The organism is Undibacterium umbellatum (genome assembly GCF_014284125.1).
GTDB lineage: Bacteria > Pseudomonadota > Gammaproteobacteria > Burkholderiales > Burkholderiaceae_D > Undibacterium > Undibacterium umbellatum.
This window is the reverse complement of the sequence record NZ_JACOFX010000002.1, coordinates 660454-679626: the sequence shown is the minus strand read 5'-3', so window position 1 is coordinate 679626 and position 19173 is coordinate 660454. Positions and strand designations below refer to the sequence as shown.

The following is a 19173-nucleotide window of genomic DNA, read 5'->3' as shown; positions in this document are numbered from 1 at the left end:
TGGTCACAGCTCTGTATCCGTTTTTTTTCAACTCCAAATGATGTATTAATTATGCACGTAAAACCTTTTTCACTGATACTCCCGGCCTTGCTAGGTCAGGCTTATAGCCATGCAGTGATGGCGCAAAGCACGGCACAAAATGACTTGCCGTTAATTGAAGTCAACGCTCAGTCCAGGCCAGCAGCTACCCGGGTAAGCGGCGCCAGCAAAACCAATGGCATTTTGCTGGAAACCCCACAGTCGATATCCGTCGTCAACAATGAAGACTTGCGCGACCGTGCCGTCAACAGCAGCAAGGACGCACTGGCCTATACGCCCGGCATTATCGCCGGGCAAGGCGAAGGCCGCCGTGATGAATTTTATATACGTGGCTTTTACTCCCCACGGGAAACCCTGCTCGATGGCATGCGTGACGACAGCCTGTATTTCCGCGATCTTGCCACCACCGACAAACTCGAAGTCATCAAGGGTGCCACGGCAGCTTTATATGGACGTGGCGCAGCCGGGGGCCTGATCAACCGCATTACCAAAAAGCCGCAGGCCAAACAGGACAATGAAATTTCACTGGCCCTGGGTTCGAACAGCCAGCGCAGACTCAGTGTCGATGCAGGTGGTGCCCTGGGCAATGAGCTCAATGCGCGCCTGATTGCTGCCTATGACGCGGGTGACAGTTACCGCAATATTGTTGATCATAGGCGCACGCTGCTGGCACCATCGCTGTCTTGGAATATCAGCCCGCAAACCAGCTTGCTGCTGCAGACTGAAATACAGCGCGAAGACCACACACCTGACCGTGGCATACCATCGGTGAATGGACGTGCCGTGGCGGTTGATGCCAGCACTTTTTATGGTGAAAAATTTGACTTCACCAAAACCAATAGTGATCTTTTTAAAGCCAGGCTGGAACACAAATTCAATCAGCGACTCAGCTTGGTCAACAACCTGCAATACAGTCAGACTGATCTCGATGGTGTGAACACCCGCAACCGGCGTGTGAATGCAGACAATACTGTGTCACGCCAGATTACCTATTTCCCCATACAGCAAAAGAACCTGGTCAACCAGACTGAACTGACGTACGCCATCGGTAATCACCTGTTACTGGCTGGCCTGGAATTATCCCAACAAAAGCGCGATTCCCTGGTCAGGCAGACCGGCACGGCTTACCCTGTGGATTTATACCGCCCCCAGCAATTGCTGGCCGCTCCTGACTTCAGGGCTTTGCCTGTGTCCATAGACAGCCGCTTCAATGCCGACACCACTGCCCTGTACCTGCAGGATCAGATTGCCTTGACGAATGAATGGGACATACTGCTCGGTGGCCGCTTTGACCAGTTCAAGCAAAAGCAAACCAACAGGCTGCTCAACAATGTCGTCAGTGAACGTACCGATAATCTGTTCTCACCACGTATCGGGCTGGTGTATAAAATCACGCCGCAACAGTCTGCCTATGCCACGATCAGTCGCTCACATCAGCCTGCCGGTGGTGATTTACTGTACACCGGTAGCAATCCGCTGAGCCAGGTCAAGCCCCTGAAGACTGACCTGCAGGAAATCGGCTTGAAGCAAGAGTGGCTGGATAAACGCCTGTACACCAGCATCGCCTTGTTCAGGGTGGAGCAAAGCAATCAATTGACTGCGGACCCAACCGACCTGACAGGTTTGCGTCAGTTGCAAATTGGCCGTCAGCGCAACCAGGGGCTGGAGCTTGAACTGCAGGGACAACTGTTCAGCGCTACCCAGGTCAATGCCAGTTACACCTACAACGATGCCAAGATAGTTGCATCGAATGATATACGCATAGGCAACCGCGCAGAAATGACGCCATCCCACAATGCCAGTCTGTGGTTAAAGCAAAGTTTCAGCAAGAACTGGAGTGCCGGTGCAGGCATCATTGCCCATAGCGAGCAGTATGCCCTGACTGACAATACGGTACGTCTGCCAGGCTATGCCCGTGTCGATCTGGCACTGACTTATATGCAGGCCCGTTATGACATTACCCTGAAACTCAATAACCTCGGCAATACCCGCTATATGGAGTCAGCCAACAATAATGTGCAGATACAGCCTGGCGCACCTTTCAATGCCTATCTGGTGCTGAATACACGCTTCTAGTGGACTGTAACAGTGAAATCGAGAGTGAAGGACATGTGCCCGGCGCATCAGGGCAAGACGCAAAACACAGCCATGATCGTCGCGCACATGACAGGCACTCCGATTCCCACTGTTACAGTCCACTAGACACAGGGGCTTGAACACAGCTCCGTAGCAAGGCCAGCCGGATGCATCGCGCATCCGGCTTTTTTTATTTGTTCTTGCGCTTGCGCCACATGCGCCAGCCCGTCAGCATCAACACCAGCGGCACCAGACCAAAGCAGGAAATGAATATCCGGCCCGGCATGCCAAAAGCGATGCCGCTATGCAGCGGGAACAGCGATGCCAGAAAGCGGTCGCCAGCCTGCCCCTGCAGCGGGTCGGCTGCCCTAATGATGCGGCCACTGCCGGCATCTACACTGACCCTGCTGGCACCATCGCCGGTATGCATTTCCTGGGGCTGGCGCAAACGGATTTCATACACGGCAGCAGAAGCCGATGGCAAACCCAGGCGCGAAATTCTGGCATGCGGGAATACGCCTTGTGCGATCAGCATGGCTTGTACAGCAGTGATGTGCTGACCGGCTAGCACATGCGCATCCCCCTGCTTGCGTGCCTCTGTGACTGGCAATACTTTGCCTATGACGGGCAATATCCATTGCGGCTGGTTGAAGTAGGCACCAGAAAATCCCAGTAGCAAGAGCACAGGCAAGGCAAAAAATCCCAGCATGCGGTGCAGGCGAAAATTGATGGCAGCCGGAGTTGCCGCCAGATTGACTGTCAGTGACTGTCGCAAGGCTTTCCAGTTGGGTTTGGGCAGCCATAAAAACAGGCCAATAAGCGACATCAGCACGAGCATGATGCCACTGACTGCGATCACGGTCTTGCCGGTATCACCCAGTAAAACATAGCGGTGCAAGTGATACAGGCTTGGTATCAGCAAACTCCCTGAGATGCCGTATTGCCCCCAGTTGCGTTCACCTTTCACTTCCAGCGTGAGCGGGTCAAGCATGACCTGGCGTGACCAGTCCTGGCTAAACGCAGACTTGCCGGTAGCTGCTCTGGCAGGATACCAGGCAGTAATGACATCTGCCGTAGTGGCAGGCAGCATCAATTGCCTGGGGCGGCCATAAGCAGGATTGGCCGTCAGTATATCCAGCGCAGCCTGTACCATTTCTGGCTTGATCGGTTCAGCAGTTTGAGTTTGATGTGCCGTGCTGAACAGCCCAGGATTGAGTGCGTGATCAAGCTCATGCATCCAGCAGATGATGCTGCCAGTGAGCCCCAATAGCACGAATACACTGCCAAACGTGAGTGCCAGCCACAAATGCAAACGCAGCAATACCGTGCGCACTGACTTAGGCAACATAAGCAGTCCTGAAATAGCGACCATTTGAGATCGTGTGAAACCGGGGATTGCAGATAAACATCGTGAATATCCAGGCTGGAAAAAATGGCTGGCTATTCTTGGAGAATCAGGAAAATGCTGGCTGTAGTGGGGTGCTGCCACTATCTTATCTAAAACAGCCACCCAGATCAATGACAGTTACGGGCTAAAAGCCGCGAGGCGGCTAAACGCCATCACATTCAAGTCTGCCTGACCACCAGCATGGTCTGCAAGACCTCGGACTCGACCGGCTCTTCATTGATGAGACCAAGGATTTTCTTGGCGAGCAGGATGCCGCCATCGCGCAGGTATTGGTGCACGCTGGTGAGTGCAGGGATAAAGCTGGCAGCGCCGGGGGTGTCGTCATAGCCAATGACGGATACCTGGCCGGGCACGCTCATATCTGCTTCGGTAATTGCACGTATCGCGCCCATGGCCAGCAAGTCGCTGGCGGCGAAGACGGCGTCGAAGGCTTTGTCCTTTTTATCCAGGTAGGCAGACATGCAGTCAAACCCGGCTTCAAAGGTAAACGCCTTGGGGCGCAGAATGGTGACGGCATGTTGCTCTTCGCCCAGGGCTTCCATGAAACCGGCGCAACGTTCCTGCACTTCGGCATGGTCAATGTCCCCGATGAACAAGAGATTACGCCGCCCTTGCTGAATAAATCGTTCAGCCACGCTGGCACCACCCTTGCGGTTATCGCTGCCAACGACGATGCCAGGTTGGTTTGCATCCGGTGCGCCCCAGATGACCAGCGGCAGGCCGGAACGTTGCAAGCGATGCACAGCCTCCCCATGGGAGCCCTGTCCCAGCAAGATCATGCCATCAGCCCCTTGTACAGGTGGCGTGTCTATGAGTTGCATGGAAGTCAGCACTACGCTATAACCTGCCGTCGTCAGTTCCTGGGTGATGCCACCCAATAATTCCAGCGGATAAGGGTCAGACATGGGCCTGTCATTGGCAGGCGTCATTTCCACCACCACGGCGACAGAATGGCTGCGGCCCAGGCGCAAATTGCGGGCGCTGACGTTGAAGCGGTAGCCCTGCTCTTCTGCAATCTTGCGGATTTTTTCGCGCGTCTCTACCGTCACCAGCGGGCTGTTACGCAAGGCACGCGACACCGTAATGGTCGAAACCCCGGCAATGGCTGCCAGGTGTTCCATCGTTACCCCGGATTCGGGATGAGGTGTGCTGCGTTTTTTTGCCGACATGCAAAGACCTTATTAACAATTGCCATGTGTAGAAATTTCGGGTGCAGTGATTTCAGCTTCGGGCAAACTCAGCACTATGTCTGGCTTCGCCCTCTGAAACTGATTATTTCCCGCGCATTATGACAGAGCTTGTTTAGCTGCGATATATCCCCCTTCGACGCTGCGCAAAGTGAACACCCTCCTTATCTATGGCTACCGCACAACACAGGGGCAAATCTGGAAAAAACACGTCAGGATTTTTGCGGTGCTCATGCCAGCATCTGTACTGGCAAGTTAGTCAGCGTTTCATTTCCCATTGGAAATTTTTGTATTTTTAACCAATAAATTTATCTGTGTCGAATAAATGACATCGATAACATTTCAATTGACATCGATAACATTTATTGTTTCAATGAGCTTGTTTTTACATCTCGTCACTTGAGTACCAGGGAAACAGGCCGCATAAAAAACCAGGCCAGGCTCATTTAGGAAGTGGCAAGAGGCAACAATGCGTATCATGAAAAATGAACGTATTGCCCTTGAACGGATGTTAGGGACGACAAACTTTAATAATATTCAGGAGCACAACATGAACTGCAACAAGCCCTTCCGCTTGTCGGCGATTACTATCGCCATGATGACATTATTGAGCCAGGCCCAGGCCCAGGTCGCCAGCAATCCAAATACCAATGCAGCCGCTACTACCGCTACGACTGCTCCAGCCAAGGCAGATGAAGTCCAGCAAATCGTCGTGACCGGCAATGCCCGCAGTGGCGGGCAACGCAAGATTGATGCGTCTTATTCCATCACCACCGCCAATGAAGAACAATTGAAACAGGCCGCGCCCAGCAGCACCGCCGATTTGCTGAAAATCGTGCCGGGCATTTATGCTGAATCCAGCGGGGGCAATGCCGGCGCCAATATTGGTGTGCGTGGCTTCCCTATTGATGGTGATGCGCCGTTTGTGACGATACAAATGAATGGCTCACCTTTGTTCCCGCCACCTACCCTGTCTTTCCTTGAAGGCTCATCGCTGTTCCGTATTGATGACACCATAGAAAGAGTGGAAGTCTTGCGCGGTGGCCCCAGCCCGATTTTCTCGAATGGCCAGCCTGGTGCGACCATGAACTTTCTGCTCAAGAAAGGCCGTGATCTTGCTGAAGGCAGTTTGCGCGCGACCGTGGGTACGGGCAATTTGCGCCGCATCGATGGCTATTATGGTGGCAAGATTGCTGATGGATGGCACGGCACCATAGGCGGCTTCTATCGCGTAGCGCAAGGCGTGCGTGACGGGCAATACCCGGCAGACGATGGCGGGCAAATCACTGCCAGCGCCACCAGGAAGCTGGATCAGGGCGAGCTGACTTTTTATGCGCGCACCGTTAATGACAAAAATACTTTTTATACTGGCGTGCCGCTGATTTCTGCCAGCTCTGCGGGTGGCAAGCCAACGGCCTTCCCCGGCTTTGATCCTCTGACCGGCTCGCTGTACAGCAATGAATTGCGCAATGTCGCACTGGAAGTAGGGCCAGGCCAGGTTATCAATAAAGACCTGGCAAATGGCCGTGGCTTGCAAGCCAATCTGTTTGGTGTGGATTTCTCACAAACAATCAATGGCTGGAATATCAGCAACAAGCTCAATCATTTTTCTGGCGATGCACCTACACTGGCGATCTTCACCGGCAATAGTCCTGTGAGCATGTCCAGCTATATCAGTAGCGCTATCCAGTCAGCCAATGGCCAGGCGAATGTGGTAGCAGCAGCCGGTGGCAAACAGGCTATCTCAGGCAAGGCAACTTATCTGAATGGTGGTGGCGCAGTTGCGGGTGATCAACAAGTGATGTCTGCCGGTATCTGGTCTGTTGAAAAGAAACTGAGTTCTTTCACTGATGAATTGCGCATCAGCAAAGAGATCGTCAAAGACCATACCCTCACGGCTGGCCTGTATTATGCTGACTATTCATCCAACGACATGTGGTATCTGGGTAATAGTGTGCTGATGACAGCAACACCAAATGCCCGCCCTATCAATGTACAGTTGAATAATGGTGTGGTCGTCAGTGGCAATGGCCATGACGGCGCATCTTTCTACACCTTGAATGAAAATTTCTCGGCACAGAATACTGCGTTTTACCTCGCAGATGAATGGAAGATCAATGACCGTATCCGTGTTGATGCTGGCGTACGTACCGAGAACCGTCGCTTGAATGGTGTTATCTCGAATCCAAAATCAGTCGATCTCGATAATAACCCGCTGACGCTATACAACAACAGCGCATCGGTACTGAGCGGCAGCAACACCCCGGTCGATCGTTCTGACAATGAAGTGTCTTATACCCTGGGTGGCAACTACAAGGTCTCAGAAAACTTCAGCGTGTTTGCTCGTCTGAATTCTGGCTTTGCGCTGCCGCAGTTCGACACCATACGCGACAATGGCGTCAATGCACCAGTGACCAAGGTCAAGCAATATGAGATAGGCCTGAAAAGTGTGTCTGAATACATCAGTGCCTACCTGACCTTCTTCCACAATACCTTTACCGGCCTGCCCTTCCAGCAGTTCTTGGCAGATGGCCGCAATGTGAATGCGATAGGTGGTTCCAGCGGTTCTGGCCTGGAATTTGAAGTGGCAGCACGCCCTGTCAAAAATTTCCAGATTTCACTGAGTGGCGCCTACCAGAAATCGAAGTATGAAAACTATGGTGCCAACACTGGCAATGAAGTGAAACGTCAGCCTAAGCTACAGTTCCGTCTGTCGCCGAGCTACCGTATCCCGCTCGATAATGGTGATATCAAGCTGTATGGCACTTACACCCATGTCGATGCACGCTTTGCTGACGCAGAAAACCAGCAATCCCTGCCCAAGTATTACACGCTCGATGCTGGCATTTTGGTGGGTCTGGGTGACAATCTGGAATTCCGTCTGGCTGGCACCAACCTGACCAATCAACTCGGCCTGACCGAGGGTAATTCCCGCGTCATCGGCAGTGGCAGCAGCGTGGTCTTTGCCCGACCTATCTTTGGTCGTGCAATTGAGGCGTCTGTCTTGTATCGATTCTAAAACTGCTCTTTATTAATAGCCAAGCGTGCCCCTGTTCAGGGCCACGCTTTTTTTCAGGCGATCAGGCTTTGCACCTTTTCGACCTCGTCAAACAGGAAAAAATGTCCCCCTGCAAAGCAGTGTACTTCAGGCGCATTTACAAAACAATCCGCCCAGGCCAGGCCATCTGCCAGCGCTATCCTGTCATCTAGCCCAAGCAGCACCCTTACAGGTACATCATACTGGCGCTGGTTGCCATCAAAATAAGCCTCCGCGGCACCTATGTCGGCACGCAGGATAGGTTCAAACAACTCCATCAATTGTGGTTCTGCCAGCACTTCTGCTGAAATGCCACCCATGTTTGCCACCCATTCCAGAAATTCCTTGTGCGGCAATTCTGCGTGACGTTGTAATGCGCGGCGATGAGGTGCGGCAGCGCCTGACAACACCAGTCTTTGAGGCGGGCTGGCACCAAGTTCCACCAGCCTGTCCAGCATGGCCAGGGCAATATAGGCTCCCATGCTGTGGCCAAACAAGATATAGGGGCTACCTGCGGTGGCGCGCAAAGTTGGTTCCAGCAAGGCAGTCACCATCTCGGGTATGCTATGCAGCAAGGGATAGCGCATATTGCTGCCATGGCCAGGTGGATCAAAGGTGATCCACTCATGGGCATGCTCACGCGCCAGCCTGGCATAGCTATAAGTGCTGCCACCAGCAAATGGATAGGCAATAATCTTCAATATGGTTTTCCCCTGACACACATTAATTTTAAAAACGACTATAACCCAGGCATGACCGACAAGAATAAAAATCTCGCTTTGATTGCACACCCTGAAATCTGGATAGCCAGACTGCCAGATCTGCGTGCATACCGACAAAAACTACTGACACTGCTGAGCAGTGCAGAACATACCCGCTGCGCACGCTATATGCAACAGGATGACAGGGACAGATACCTGGGTGGACGTGCGCTCAGCAAACTTGCCGTCGCAAAATTGACTGGCTTGCCGCTTGCAGATATCAGCATCACCCTGGCGACATCTGGCAAACCTGCCATTGCATTTGCAAAGGATGAAATCACTGTACCCGCCATCAGTATCTCGCATGCTGGCGAACTGGTCGTTGTAGCGCTCACCTACGCTGCCGACATCGGTGTTGACGTAGAATTATTACACAATGATGTCAATTTGGATGACTTGATGGGCGTCGTTTGCAGCGCAAAGGAAATCACTGAAGTCAATCGCCAGGACGAGAAAAGCCGGATACAGAAATTTTATGAATTCTGGGTATTGAAAGAAGCCTACCTGAAAGCCACTGGAGAAGGCTTATCTGCGGACGCGCGACGCCTGATGTTCACAGTAGATGATGTATCTTCCGTCAGCTTGTTGCAAGGCTTGGATAATAGCCCTGCTCATGCCTGGGATTTTTTTCTCAGGCTATACGACCAGCGACATGTGCTTGCGCTAGCGAGCAGGAAAACTGACGTACCCGAACTTGATGACAGCAGGTACACGCCGACACGCTGCATGCCCGTCTTTAAGGATGCACTGTCTTTATTGAGGGAATATTGCTCAGGAAAATGAATGCGTCACTGATCTTCGCATCAGGCACATAGCCCGGATGAGCCATGTGCTCTACTCTTCTAGCGGGGAGTTACTTCTTGATGCTGAGAACGATAGAACCATTCCAGTTTGCACCACCGTTTTCAACGAGGATACTCAGAACATTGGTGATCTCTGTCCATTCCATAGTGATTTTTGCACCGCCGATGTCAACACCATCAGCCTTCAGTGTGCCATTTGCATCTGACAGCAGTTTAGTACGGTATGCAGGATCTTGTGCGGATTTTGCGATTGCAGTTGCCAGTTGGTCATAAAGATGTGCCATTTTTTTACCCCTAGTTTACGTGGTTCAACGAAGTTAATATCGGAATGAAACGAAACTCTTTGCTACCTATTCAAGTCTAAATTTCGAGCTGAAATTTTAGGCAGCGAGGCTATAGTACACTCGCACAGAAATGATGTCTAGCATTTAACAAAGTTAAAAAAAATATTATTATTTTTGCGTTGTAAAAAGGATGGCGCGCATCAAAATTGCGTCTAAAATATGGAGCAATTAGCCCACAAACTTTCCTGTCAGGAATGATATGCCAAACATAAAGACCTTTACTCCTGCTGGTCGCCTCGATAGCAATAATTCTGCTGCATTTGAGAAAGAAATTCTCAGTGCCATCGACGCCGGTGAAGTCCACATACTGATTGATTTTTCCGATCTCACTTATATCAGCAGCGCTGGACTGCGTGTCATCTTGCTGACTGCCAAGAAGACCAAAGCAGCCACTGGCAAGCTGGTATTGTGCAGCCTGAGTGATTCAATCAATGAGGTTTTCCTGGTGAGCGGCTTTAATACCATCCTGGATATACAGGCGAACAAGGATGCCGCGCTGACGCGTTTCTGATTTCATCACACCGTCATAAAAAAGCCCTTGCATTTTTTTGCAAGGGCTTTGACTACTGAGCTCCGGGTTAACTATGCATCTGCAGCTTCCATGATAGCCTGCGTCCACTCCGCAGCTCTTTCATAGGCAGTGCTTGTCACTGCTTCCTTGAGTTTAGGATCAGCGTCCATCAGTTCCATGAATTGCTGGCGATCAAGGCTGATACATGTACTGTCAACGACGGCACGCACTGACCAGGTACGAGGCACGGGGCGTATCAAAGCCATCTCACCAAAATAATCTCCATCATCGAGCATGCCAAGTGGTGTTTCCTTGTCACCTTCGAGCTTCACATAATTTTCCAGCTTGCCACGGGCGACGATGTAGAACTTGCTGCCAGGCTCGCCCTCTTCAAACACAGGCTTGCCTGCGGCAAAAGATTCCGACACCAGCGACTTCGACAGCTTCAGCAAGACTTCATCCGAGCATTCTGACAGGAAAGGTATGCCTCTCAGGCGCTCAACTGAAATGGAGGCCTTGCCATCGTCGGTAATCGTGAAACCACTTTGCTTGCGCCATAGCATGGCATAGCGGCCATCCTTGGCCAGCAATTCTTCATGCGTACCTGATTCCACCACCAGACCTTTTTCCATGACGATGATGAGATCGTAATTGGTGATGTGGGTAAAACGATGGGTGACAGATACCACGGTCCAGTCAGCCGAAATCGCATCCAGAGTCGCACCGATCTCGGCTTCAGTATGGGCGTCAAGTGCCGAAGTGGCTTCATCAAGAAAGAGTATGCGTGGGTTTCGCAACAGGGCGCGGGCGATGGCGATACGCTGGCGTTGCCCGCCGGACAGGCTGCCACCCTGACTACCGACCACACTTTGATAGCCATCTGGAAAAGTCTCGATCAAATCATGGATGCCCGCATCTTTTGCGGCAGCAACGATTTCATCATCTGTTGCATCCAGCCTACCCATACGTATGTTTTCTGCGATGCTGGTATCGAACAAGGCGGTATTCTGCAGGACCACGCTGGTCTGTGCGCGCAACGAGGCTTCCGTGGCATCACGCAAATCCACATTGTCAAGCAAGATCTTGCCCTTGTTTGGATCATACAAACGCATCAGCAATGACAAGACCGTGGATTTGCCTGAGCCCGAACCACCCACAATGGCAACCGTCTTGCCTGCCGGGATTTCTATATCGACGCCGCGCAAGATAGGGTGATCTGGCTGATAGGCAAATTCCACACCTTGCAGCTTCAGGTTCTCTTGTATGGCTGGCAGCACCTTTGCCGTTGGACTATCTGGCAAGGCAGCCTGTGCGCCCAGCAATTTTTGTATGCGGGAGTAGCTGTTCATACCCTGCACCAGCAGCGGGATTGCCTGAGTCAGGTTGTCGGTAGCGCCGCCGATGTTGAGCAAGAGACCGATAAAGGCAATCAGCAAACCTGTGGTCAAAAAGCCCATCACAGCCAGTACTGCACCAACTCCCAATACGCCTATTTGCAAGAAACCAGCAGCCACATTGGTAGAGCGGCCTATCATGGAGGTGAAAAAATTGGCCTTGAAATCATCTTCCTGCAAGCGCGTCAGTCTGTCGCCAAATTGCTGTTCGCGATATTTGCTAAGGTTGAAGGTGCGTATGGTCAGGTGGTTCAGCAGGTTCTCTTGTACCATGCCCGCATTGCCGGATTGCAAATCATCCCTGGAGCGGCCAAATTTTCGCGCACGTGGCCCGAATGGTTTGGGAGCAAAAGCGATCATCGGCATGAGGAGCAATGCCACCATGGCCAGCCGCCACTCGATGACAAACAGCAAGGTCAGGCTGGTGACTATGGTGACCAGGCGCATGCAAAAGCTGGGCAAACCACGCACCAGTGCCGTTTCTATCGCCATCACGTCGGGACCAAAGCAGGCAATGATGTCAGCTTGTGGTGTTTTGGAAAAAAAGTCTGTCGATTGTTTTTGCAAATTGCTGAACATTTTTTCCTGCAGGCTCTTGGATACCCTGGAACCTATGGTGGCAGTCCCATAATCCTGCATCAGGCCTGCACCGGCATTGAGTAGAAAGCCGACCGCCAGTATCCCCAGCAACATCGCCAGCAAACCCATGTCCTTGTTGAGGATGGCATTGTCGAAGATATAGCGGTAACTCAAAGGCATCAGCAGATTAAAGGCTATCTGCACCAATAAGGCCAATGCCACCAGGCTGGCCAATAGGCGGTAGGTGAAAGCCAGGTGCAGAGCCTGGCCAATGAAAGCCCAGAAGCTGACTTTATGTTCCTCCGCTGCCTTGCCTGATTCATTCTTGGGTGTTGCCGTTTGATCGTTCATGCTTGCTCCAGTTTGCCGGTTCAATGTCACTGCATCTGTTGAAGTGGAATAGCTAGAACTCATTTCATAAATAGGGTGAGATGCGTTTGCCTCATAACGTGGGCTGGCAAGGCGGACGAGGCAGTCAATAGCTTCCCTATTGACAACGAGTCGAATTGTCAGCGCCTGCAGTCCAGCGCGCGTTATGAGGCAAACCCTTCGGGAACTGACGATTTTGGCGCATTGCAGCGCGTAGTGTGTCACCCATCCCTCGCTAAGGCAACAGCCTTAGCGAGGGGCACGCCTTGCACTGCATCCCAACTCGCCTTGTTCGCACTCATCCTATTTATGAAATGAGTTCTAATCTACACCTGCTTTTTAACTCTAAACAAAATCGTATACATCACGGGGATGACGCCCAGTGTCAATACCGTTCCCAGCGCCAGTCCACCTACTATCACGACTGCCATGCCAAACCATAACTCCCCACCAAAAAGCATCAGTGGCACCAGGCCCAGTATGCAGGTGAGCTTGGTCATGACTATCGGACGCAGGCGTTTGAGTGCAGCCATGACCACAGCTTCATAATGTGGCTTGCCCTCATGCAGTTCTTCGGCGATGCGTTCCAAAAGCAATACCGCATTGTTGATGATGATGCCAGCCAGCGCCAGGATACCCATGATGGCCATGAAACCAAAATTTGCCCTGGTCAGCAATAAACCTGCGACGGCGCCGACCAGGCACAGCGGTATGGTAATGGCGATGATCAATACTTTTCTGTATGAAGAAAACTGCCAGAGCATCAAGAGTAATATGGAAGCCAGTGCGACAGGTAAAAATTTTACCAGTGCGCCCTGTGCATTGCCCGAGGTTTCCAGCTCCCCGCCTACACCTATGCGGTAGCCCTCATCCAGTTTGATCTTTTCTATCTGCGGACGCATGCGCTTGACCAGGGCATTGGCCGACAGACTCAGGCTCTTGCCGGACACGGTCACTGTCCTGATGCCATTGCGCCTGCGTATGGCCCCGTCTTCAGGCACGCCGATGAGTTCTGCGATTTGTATCAGTGGCACCGAGGTCTGGCCATTCTCGGAAAACACATTCAGGGTTTTCAGTTTGTCGTAGGACATCATCTCCTTGTCCTTGCCTGTGACGACTATCGGGATGGTCTGGTCACTATCCCGAAAGACACTGACCTGTATACCTGTCAATGCACCGTTGAGTGAAAGCGCCACATCAGAAGAAGTAATACCTGCCCGTCTGGCCATGGCCTGGTCTACCTTGACCAGCAATTTCCAGGTACGGTTTTCCCAGTCATCCTTGACATCGATCGTATCGGGCAGGCTACGCAATTGCTGTTTCAATTGTTCTGCCAGGGTCTTGAGCGTAGTGGCATCACTGCCCGTGATACGAAACTCGACCAAACCAGTTTCAGAACCGCCCAGCCAAAACTTCTTCACTTCGGCGCGCAATTCAGGGAAGTTGGCATACAGGTAGTTGCGGGTACGTTCCAGCGGCGCATCCACACTGGTGCCAAGCGGGACATTAACGACGATATAGCCGCGATGCGGTGCGCCCGCCACTGGAGCCATTGCCAGCACGAAGCGCGGGCCGCCATAGCCAACATAAGAAACCACGCTGCTGACTTCAGGATTGGCTTTCCGGTCCAGCAACCAGGCGTCGATTTTCTTGATAGCCTGCTCGGTTTCTGCATAGGGTGAACCAGCCGGAAGATTGACCAATATCATGTACTGGTTACGTTCAGAATTCGGGAAGAATTGCTGTGGCACCAACCCAAATCCTGAGATGGCGAGTACAAAGGCGAACGTGACCGCAGCCAAAAAAATCAGGGGTTGCCGGAGTATGCCTTCCAGCAAGCGACGATAACCGCGATAAAAGCGACTGTCATAATGCTCTTCCGATTCTTGCTGGTGGCTGGCAGAAACCTTCATGAAATGGTAGCAGACCAGAGGTGTGAAAGTCAGCGCCAGCACCCAGGAACTGAGTACGGCGATACTGGTCACCTGGGCCAGCGAGCGCACATATTCCCCGGTCTGGTCATCGGCCAGTAACAGGGGCATGAAAGCCAGCACGATGGTCAGTGCAGAAGTCAGCAAGGGTGTGGATAAACTGGTGCCAGCATTTATGCAGGCTTGCTTGCGATCTTCACCTGCCACCAGGCGGCGCATGATGTCTTCCGCAATGACAATGCCATTATCCACCAGCAAACCCAGGGCAATGATCATCGAGGCGATGGAGACACGTTGCAATTCTATGCCCATCAGGCTCATGATGATGAGTGACATCAGCATGGTCAGCGGCACGATCGTGCCTACAATAAGACCAGTACGCATACCCAGGAAAACCATGACCACGATCAGCACGATGACCAGGGTTTCATACAGGGTACGCTCTACATCGGCAATCAGGTGGCTGACCACTTCAGGCTGGAAAGTCGCAAAATCGAGCATGAATCCCAGTGGCAGGCCAGGCTTGACTTCGGCTATGCGCGCCTTGAGACTTTGGCCAAAGGCAACTACATTGCCACCTTCGGCCATGGATATCGCCAGGACAATAGCAGGTTTGTTATTAAACAAGGCACCTGTGCTGCGTGGCTCGACATAGGCACGGCGCAAAGTCAGTACATCAGACAAGGCGATCGCCTGGCCAGTCTTGGGGATCAGGATGGGGGTTTTTTCTATATCCGCCATGTCACTAAAATTGCCAGTGGGTTCAAGGGTAACAATGGCTTTGTCAGCGATGACCTGGCCACCAGGCAACACCACATTCTGCTTTTGCAAGCTGGCCAGCACGTCACCCAGCGACAGACCCAAACGCGACAATTGCGCGGGCGAACCTTCCAGATAAATCCGTTCAGCGGGCAGGCCATGCACCTCTACCCTGCGCACACCGGGCAAGCCAGTCAGGTTGTCACGCAACTTCAGAGCGACCTGGCGCATCTCTGCCATGCTGTAGCCATCTGCCGTAATTGCCAGCGTGGCTATGGCAACATTACCAAAGTCATCATTGACGCTGGGACCACTGACACCATCTGGCAGGGATGAACGGGCATCAGCCATCTTGTTGCGCAGCTTTTGCCACAAAGGCTCAAGCTGGAAATACTTGTCATAGAGTTTGACGCTGATGATGGTGCCACCAGTGAAAGCCGTCGAAGTGATCCTTTGCACTTCTGGGATTTCGCGTATTTTTTCTTCCAGCGGTCGCGTCAGCAATTGCTCCACCCGTTCTGGCGACATGCCAGGATAGTAAGCGCTGACGATGGCCTCCCTGACCTTGATGGGCGGGTCTTCTTGCGCTGGATAGTTCAGGAACAGACTGATGCCGAGACCGGTAATGAGGACGATGCAGGCGATCAGCAAGCGCGGATTTTTGAATGCATATGCAGTGAGCTTGATCATTTCTTGGCCTGTGAAAATACATCATTCAAATCCTGCTGCCACCCTTGCCGTCTTTCTGTAGCGCTTTCACCACCTGGCCGTCTGACAAAAAGGCTACACCTGCCACGACCACTTCATCACCAGCCTTCAGTCCTTCATCGACCTCTACATCATGTTCATTGACTGACTTGATCCGGACTTCTACCCTTCTGACTTTGCCACTTTGCCCATCCAGCACAAAAGCGAAACCACGGCCTGGCGCATTACCGGGAACGATGGCTTGCAAGGGCAGGACTATGTTTTTCCTGGTTTGCGCTTCCTGACTAGCGTCACTGCCAAGCGTAAACTGCACATTGGCCGTCACGCCGGGACGCAAACCTGCGGTGTCACCCGTCAGGCTGACGTAACTGGGAAAAGCATCGCCAGCAGTGGCCCTGGCGTCTATGCGGCTGACCTTACCTTCCAGCTTTCGCTCACCTATTTGCACCTTGACGACTGTGCCCAGGTTAAAGCCTGACATTAATTTGTCAGGCACGCGTATCGCTACCCGCAAACCTGCAGCGCCATCCAGACGCATGATGGCTTGCCCTGCATTCACGTCAGCAAAGGCTTCTATCAAACGTGCAGAAATCCTGCCCTCAGCCGGGGCCAGCAGGACGGTGTAATCAAGGTCGCGTTTCGCCAATGCCAAGGCAGATTCGCTATTTCTGAGCCGCGTTTCAGAAGCAGCCAATTCCACCCGTTGCTTCTCCAGCATATTGCCAGTCATGTAGCCCTGCTCCCTGAGTTTGGACTGGGCGGCCAGGGCATCGAGTTTTTCCTTGCGCTCGGTCATGGCGCTTTGCAAACCGGACCGCGCATTTTTCAACTTGAGTTCATAAGCAAGAGGGTCCAGCCTGGCCAGGACCTGCCCCTTTTTTACCTTGTCACCTTCATTGACCGCAAGTTGCATGACCCTGCCCTGCACCGGGAAAGCCAGGTTCCATACCTCGGCCGGTTGCAGTTCACCGACAAGAGAACGATAACGCTGCTCGCCACCTGCCTGTGCTGTCACCGTCTTCACCCTGGGTGTGATATCTGGCGGCACAGCCTTGGGCTTGTCGCCACAGGCTGTCATCATGAAAGGCAGCAATACGAACAACAGCAATTTGTTCAGGCAATGCTGTTTGGTAGAACGGCAAACGGTATAGCAAGAAACTGACATGATGACCTCATTTCAGTGCGTGTGTCCCGGAAAGCAGATCGGCAAGATAGCCAGATAACAGGCGTATCGTCGGATAATCCCAAATGATGGTTGATTCAATTTCGATGCCCAGCAATTCATCGAGTTCAACGATGAGATCCATGACATCGACAGAATCCAGACCCAGGCTGCTAAAGGGCATGTCAGGATCGACATCATCAGGCGGTAGCTCCTGGATGTTTGCGACACGCTCTATCAACCAGTCTTCCAGCTGTTCAGCGTTCCACTGCCTGCTTGCCGTCACGTTTGTCATTGTCTGCCCTGGCGTCAATTGGAATTAGTCTTTATTGCGAAATTCTGCTGATGCATTGTGCGATCTGATACTTTGTGGCAAGTCAGCAAAGGCCCTGCGATTCTGCCCATAACTGGTCTTGCCACTGGTGGTCTTGCTGATACCCATAGGCCCGACAAAGCGCAGATGGGTAATCGCAATTTCTGCCGGGGCCACTGCCAGCCTGATCTGGTTGGCGAGTTTTTCGAGTTCCGTACTCAGTGTCTGTTCAGGGCTGTCGACAAACCAGCTTCGCGCAGTGCGTGCCAGCTCGCAGATGACGATAATGCTTTCATTCTTCGCGCTCGCATCATCATAGGAAAAAACAGCAACATCCTCAATCCCGATTACCGCTTTCTGTATCAATGCTTCCACATCATGTGGATATATATTGCGGCCATTAAGTATCATCAACTCTTTGCTGCGCCCTGTCACATAGAGTTGCCCGTCAACAATGGCGCCAATATCACCCGTCACCAGATAACGTGCGAGTGCCTGATCTGCTAGCCGCGCATGAAAAGTCAGCTGGCTTTGCTCAGGATTATTGAAATACGTCTCGGGTACACTGGGGCCAGTAATCCAGATTTCACCTATCTTGCCGTCCTCCAATCTACGTTTGCTGACCGGGTCGGCAATAGCTACGCGCTCTTGATCTGCATAGCCGCTGGCGACCAGTTGACGACTGTCTTCTTCGCTGAGTGCAGCACTGATATTGCCTTGTTCCAGGCCAAGTATCGATACCGTGCGTATGACAGGATCATGGTTACCTGTGGCAAAAAGTGTGGTCTCTGCCAGGCCGTAACAAGTCAGCATATTGGTATTGCTATAGCCTGCTGGCGAAAAGCGTTGTTCAAATTTTTGCAAGGTAATGGAGCGTATCGGTTCAGCGCCGTTGTAGGCAGTTTTCCAGGCTTGCAGGCGCAGACCTGCTATATCCGCATCAGCTACCCGGTCGGCACACAGTTGATAGGCAAAATTGGGGCCACCAGACATGACCTTACGGCCTTCATCTTGTGTAGAAATTAGTTGCAGCCAGCGCACCGGGCGCTTGATGAAGGCTGATGGTGCCATGCTGACGCCAGGTATACCACCATAGATGGGCGTCAGCAAACCACCTATCAAACCCATGTCATGATAATGCGGCAGCCAGTTAACCATGACGAATTCGGGGTCCACCTTAAAGTCTTTTTGTATCAGCGCGAGGTTGGCTGCCAGGTTGCTGTGGCTGACCAGCACGCCTTTGGGCAGACTGCTGGAACCGGAGGTGTATTGGATGAAGGCATAATCCAGCGCCTTGCGCCCCGCCATGTCACGCCCTTCACCCAATACTTTCAACTGTAAGGTGCTGAGTATATGCAGGCCCTCCAGAGCCGGGCTGGAAGAAAACACATCCTGCAGGCGCAGCGCCTCACTCTCGCTGGTCAGTGTCATCGTCGCACCGCAATTGCTGACAATGGCTTCAAGTATATGTGCCTCGCGCCCGCGTCTGGGCATGGCGATGGGGATGGCGATGATGCCTGCAATTTGGCAAGCCAGGAAGGCCATTATGAAATCCAGCCCCGGTGAAAACGCCAGGATGATCATGCGCGGATGATCATCGGGCCAGCTCAGTTGCAACAAGCCACGGGCAATATCTTCACTGGCCGCATATAGTTGCTGACGACTCAGATGCTCTGCCAGATCTTGCGAACGTTCTGGCACCCAGGACATGGCCGGGGCATGCGCATCCATCTCCATATAGTTGCGATATTGATCCATCAATGTCAGCGGGCTAGCCCTCATATCTGCCATG

Annotated in this window: 13 protein-coding genes; 4 read left to right on the top strand and 9 right to left on the bottom strand. The window is 52.4% G+C overall.

Going from position 1 to position 19173, the window contains the following annotated elements; genetic code table 11:
• The first annotated feature begins 51 nt into the window (after positions 1 to 51).
• Positions 52 to 2115 (top strand): TonB-dependent receptor, encoded by a 2064-nt coding sequence (locus tag H8L47_RS07380; protein WP_230413633.1) that lies wholly within the window; start codon positions 52 to 54, stop codon positions 2113 to 2115.
• A gap of 190 nt (positions 2116 to 2305) precedes the next feature.
• Here the strand turns inward: H8L47_RS07380 and H8L47_RS07375 are convergent, their stop codons facing one another.
• Both H8L47_RS07375 and H8L47_RS07370 read right to left on the bottom strand, forming a co-directional pair.
• Positions 2306 to 3463, bottom strand: a complete 1158-nt coding sequence (locus H8L47_RS07375; protein ID WP_186952862.1) for a PepSY-associated TM helix domain-containing protein — start codon at positions 3461 to 3463, stop codon at positions 2306 to 2308.
• Positions 3464 to 3681: 218 nt separating this feature from the next.
• A complete protein-coding gene (locus H8L47_RS07370; RefSeq protein WP_230413632.1) occupies positions 3682 to 4692 on the bottom strand; it encodes a LacI family DNA-binding transcriptional regulator in 1011 nt (336 codons plus the stop codon).
• 568 nt (positions 4693 to 5260) lie between these two features.
• On the opposite strand from H8L47_RS07370, the gene H8L47_RS07365 reads away from it, so the two are divergent.
• On the top strand, positions 5261 to 7729 hold the full coding sequence (locus H8L47_RS07365) for a TonB-dependent receptor (RefSeq protein WP_186952860.1): 2469 nt from the start codon (positions 5261 to 5263) through the stop codon (positions 7727 to 7729).
• 53 nt (positions 7730 to 7782) lie between these two features.
• Here the strand turns inward: H8L47_RS07365 and H8L47_RS07360 are convergent, their stop codons facing one another.
• The gene (locus tag H8L47_RS07360; protein ID WP_186952858.1) at positions 7783 to 8448 is read right to left on the bottom strand and encodes a thioesterase II family protein; all 666 of its coding nucleotides are present in this window, start codon (positions 8446 to 8448) and stop codon (positions 7783 to 7785) included.
• Between the two features lie 51 nt (positions 8449 to 8499).
• On the opposite strand from H8L47_RS07360, the gene H8L47_RS07355 reads away from it, so the two are divergent.
• Complete coding sequence (locus tag H8L47_RS07355; protein ID WP_186952855.1) at positions 8500 to 9291, top strand: 4'-phosphopantetheinyl transferase family protein; 792 nt, start codon at positions 8500 to 8502, stop codon at positions 9289 to 9291.
• Between the two features lie 70 nt (positions 9292 to 9361).
• On the opposite strand, the gene H8L47_RS07350 is transcribed toward H8L47_RS07355, so the two are convergent.
• Entirely contained in the window at positions 9362 to 9595 is a 234-nt protein-coding gene (locus tag H8L47_RS07350) for a hypothetical protein (RefSeq protein WP_186952852.1), read from the bottom strand.
• A gap of 259 nt (positions 9596 to 9854) precedes the next feature.
• Here H8L47_RS07350 and H8L47_RS07345 point away from each other — a divergent pair, with 259 nt between their 5' ends.
• Complete coding sequence (locus H8L47_RS07345) at positions 9855 to 10166, top strand: STAS domain-containing protein (protein ID WP_186952849.1); 312 nt, start codon at positions 9855 to 9857, stop codon at positions 10164 to 10166.
• 71 nt (positions 10167 to 10237) lie between these two features.
• Here H8L47_RS07345 and H8L47_RS07340 read toward each other — a convergent pair whose 3' ends face one another.
• From H8L47_RS07340 to H8L47_RS07320, 5 genes are all read right to left on the bottom strand, one after another.
• A complete protein-coding gene (locus tag H8L47_RS07340) occupies positions 10238 to 12490 on the bottom strand; it encodes an ATP-binding cassette domain-containing protein (RefSeq protein WP_186952846.1) in 2253 nt (750 codons plus the stop codon).
• 344 nt (positions 12491 to 12834) lie between these two features.
• Positions 12835 to 15888 carry an efflux RND transporter permease subunit gene (locus H8L47_RS07335; protein WP_186952843.1) on the bottom strand — a complete coding sequence of 1018 codons (3054 nt, stop codon included), beginning with the start codon at positions 15886 to 15888 and terminating at the stop codon, positions 12835 to 12837.
• Positions 15889 to 15913: 25 nt separating this feature from the next.
• A complete protein-coding gene (locus H8L47_RS07330) occupies positions 15914 to 17071 on the bottom strand; it encodes an efflux RND transporter periplasmic adaptor subunit (protein ID WP_186952840.1) in 1158 nt (385 codons plus the stop codon).
• Between the two features lie 7 nt (positions 17072 to 17078).
• Positions 17079 to 17363 (bottom strand): acyl carrier protein, encoded by a 285-nt coding sequence (locus H8L47_RS07325; protein WP_186952838.1) that lies wholly within the window; start codon positions 17361 to 17363, stop codon positions 17079 to 17081.
• A gap of 24 nt (positions 17364 to 17387) precedes the next feature.
• On the bottom strand, positions 17388 to 19172 hold the full coding sequence (locus H8L47_RS07320; protein WP_186952836.1) for a fatty acyl-AMP ligase: 1785 nt from the start codon (positions 19170 to 19172) through the stop codon (positions 17388 to 17390).
• Position 19173 lies beyond the last annotated feature (1 nt).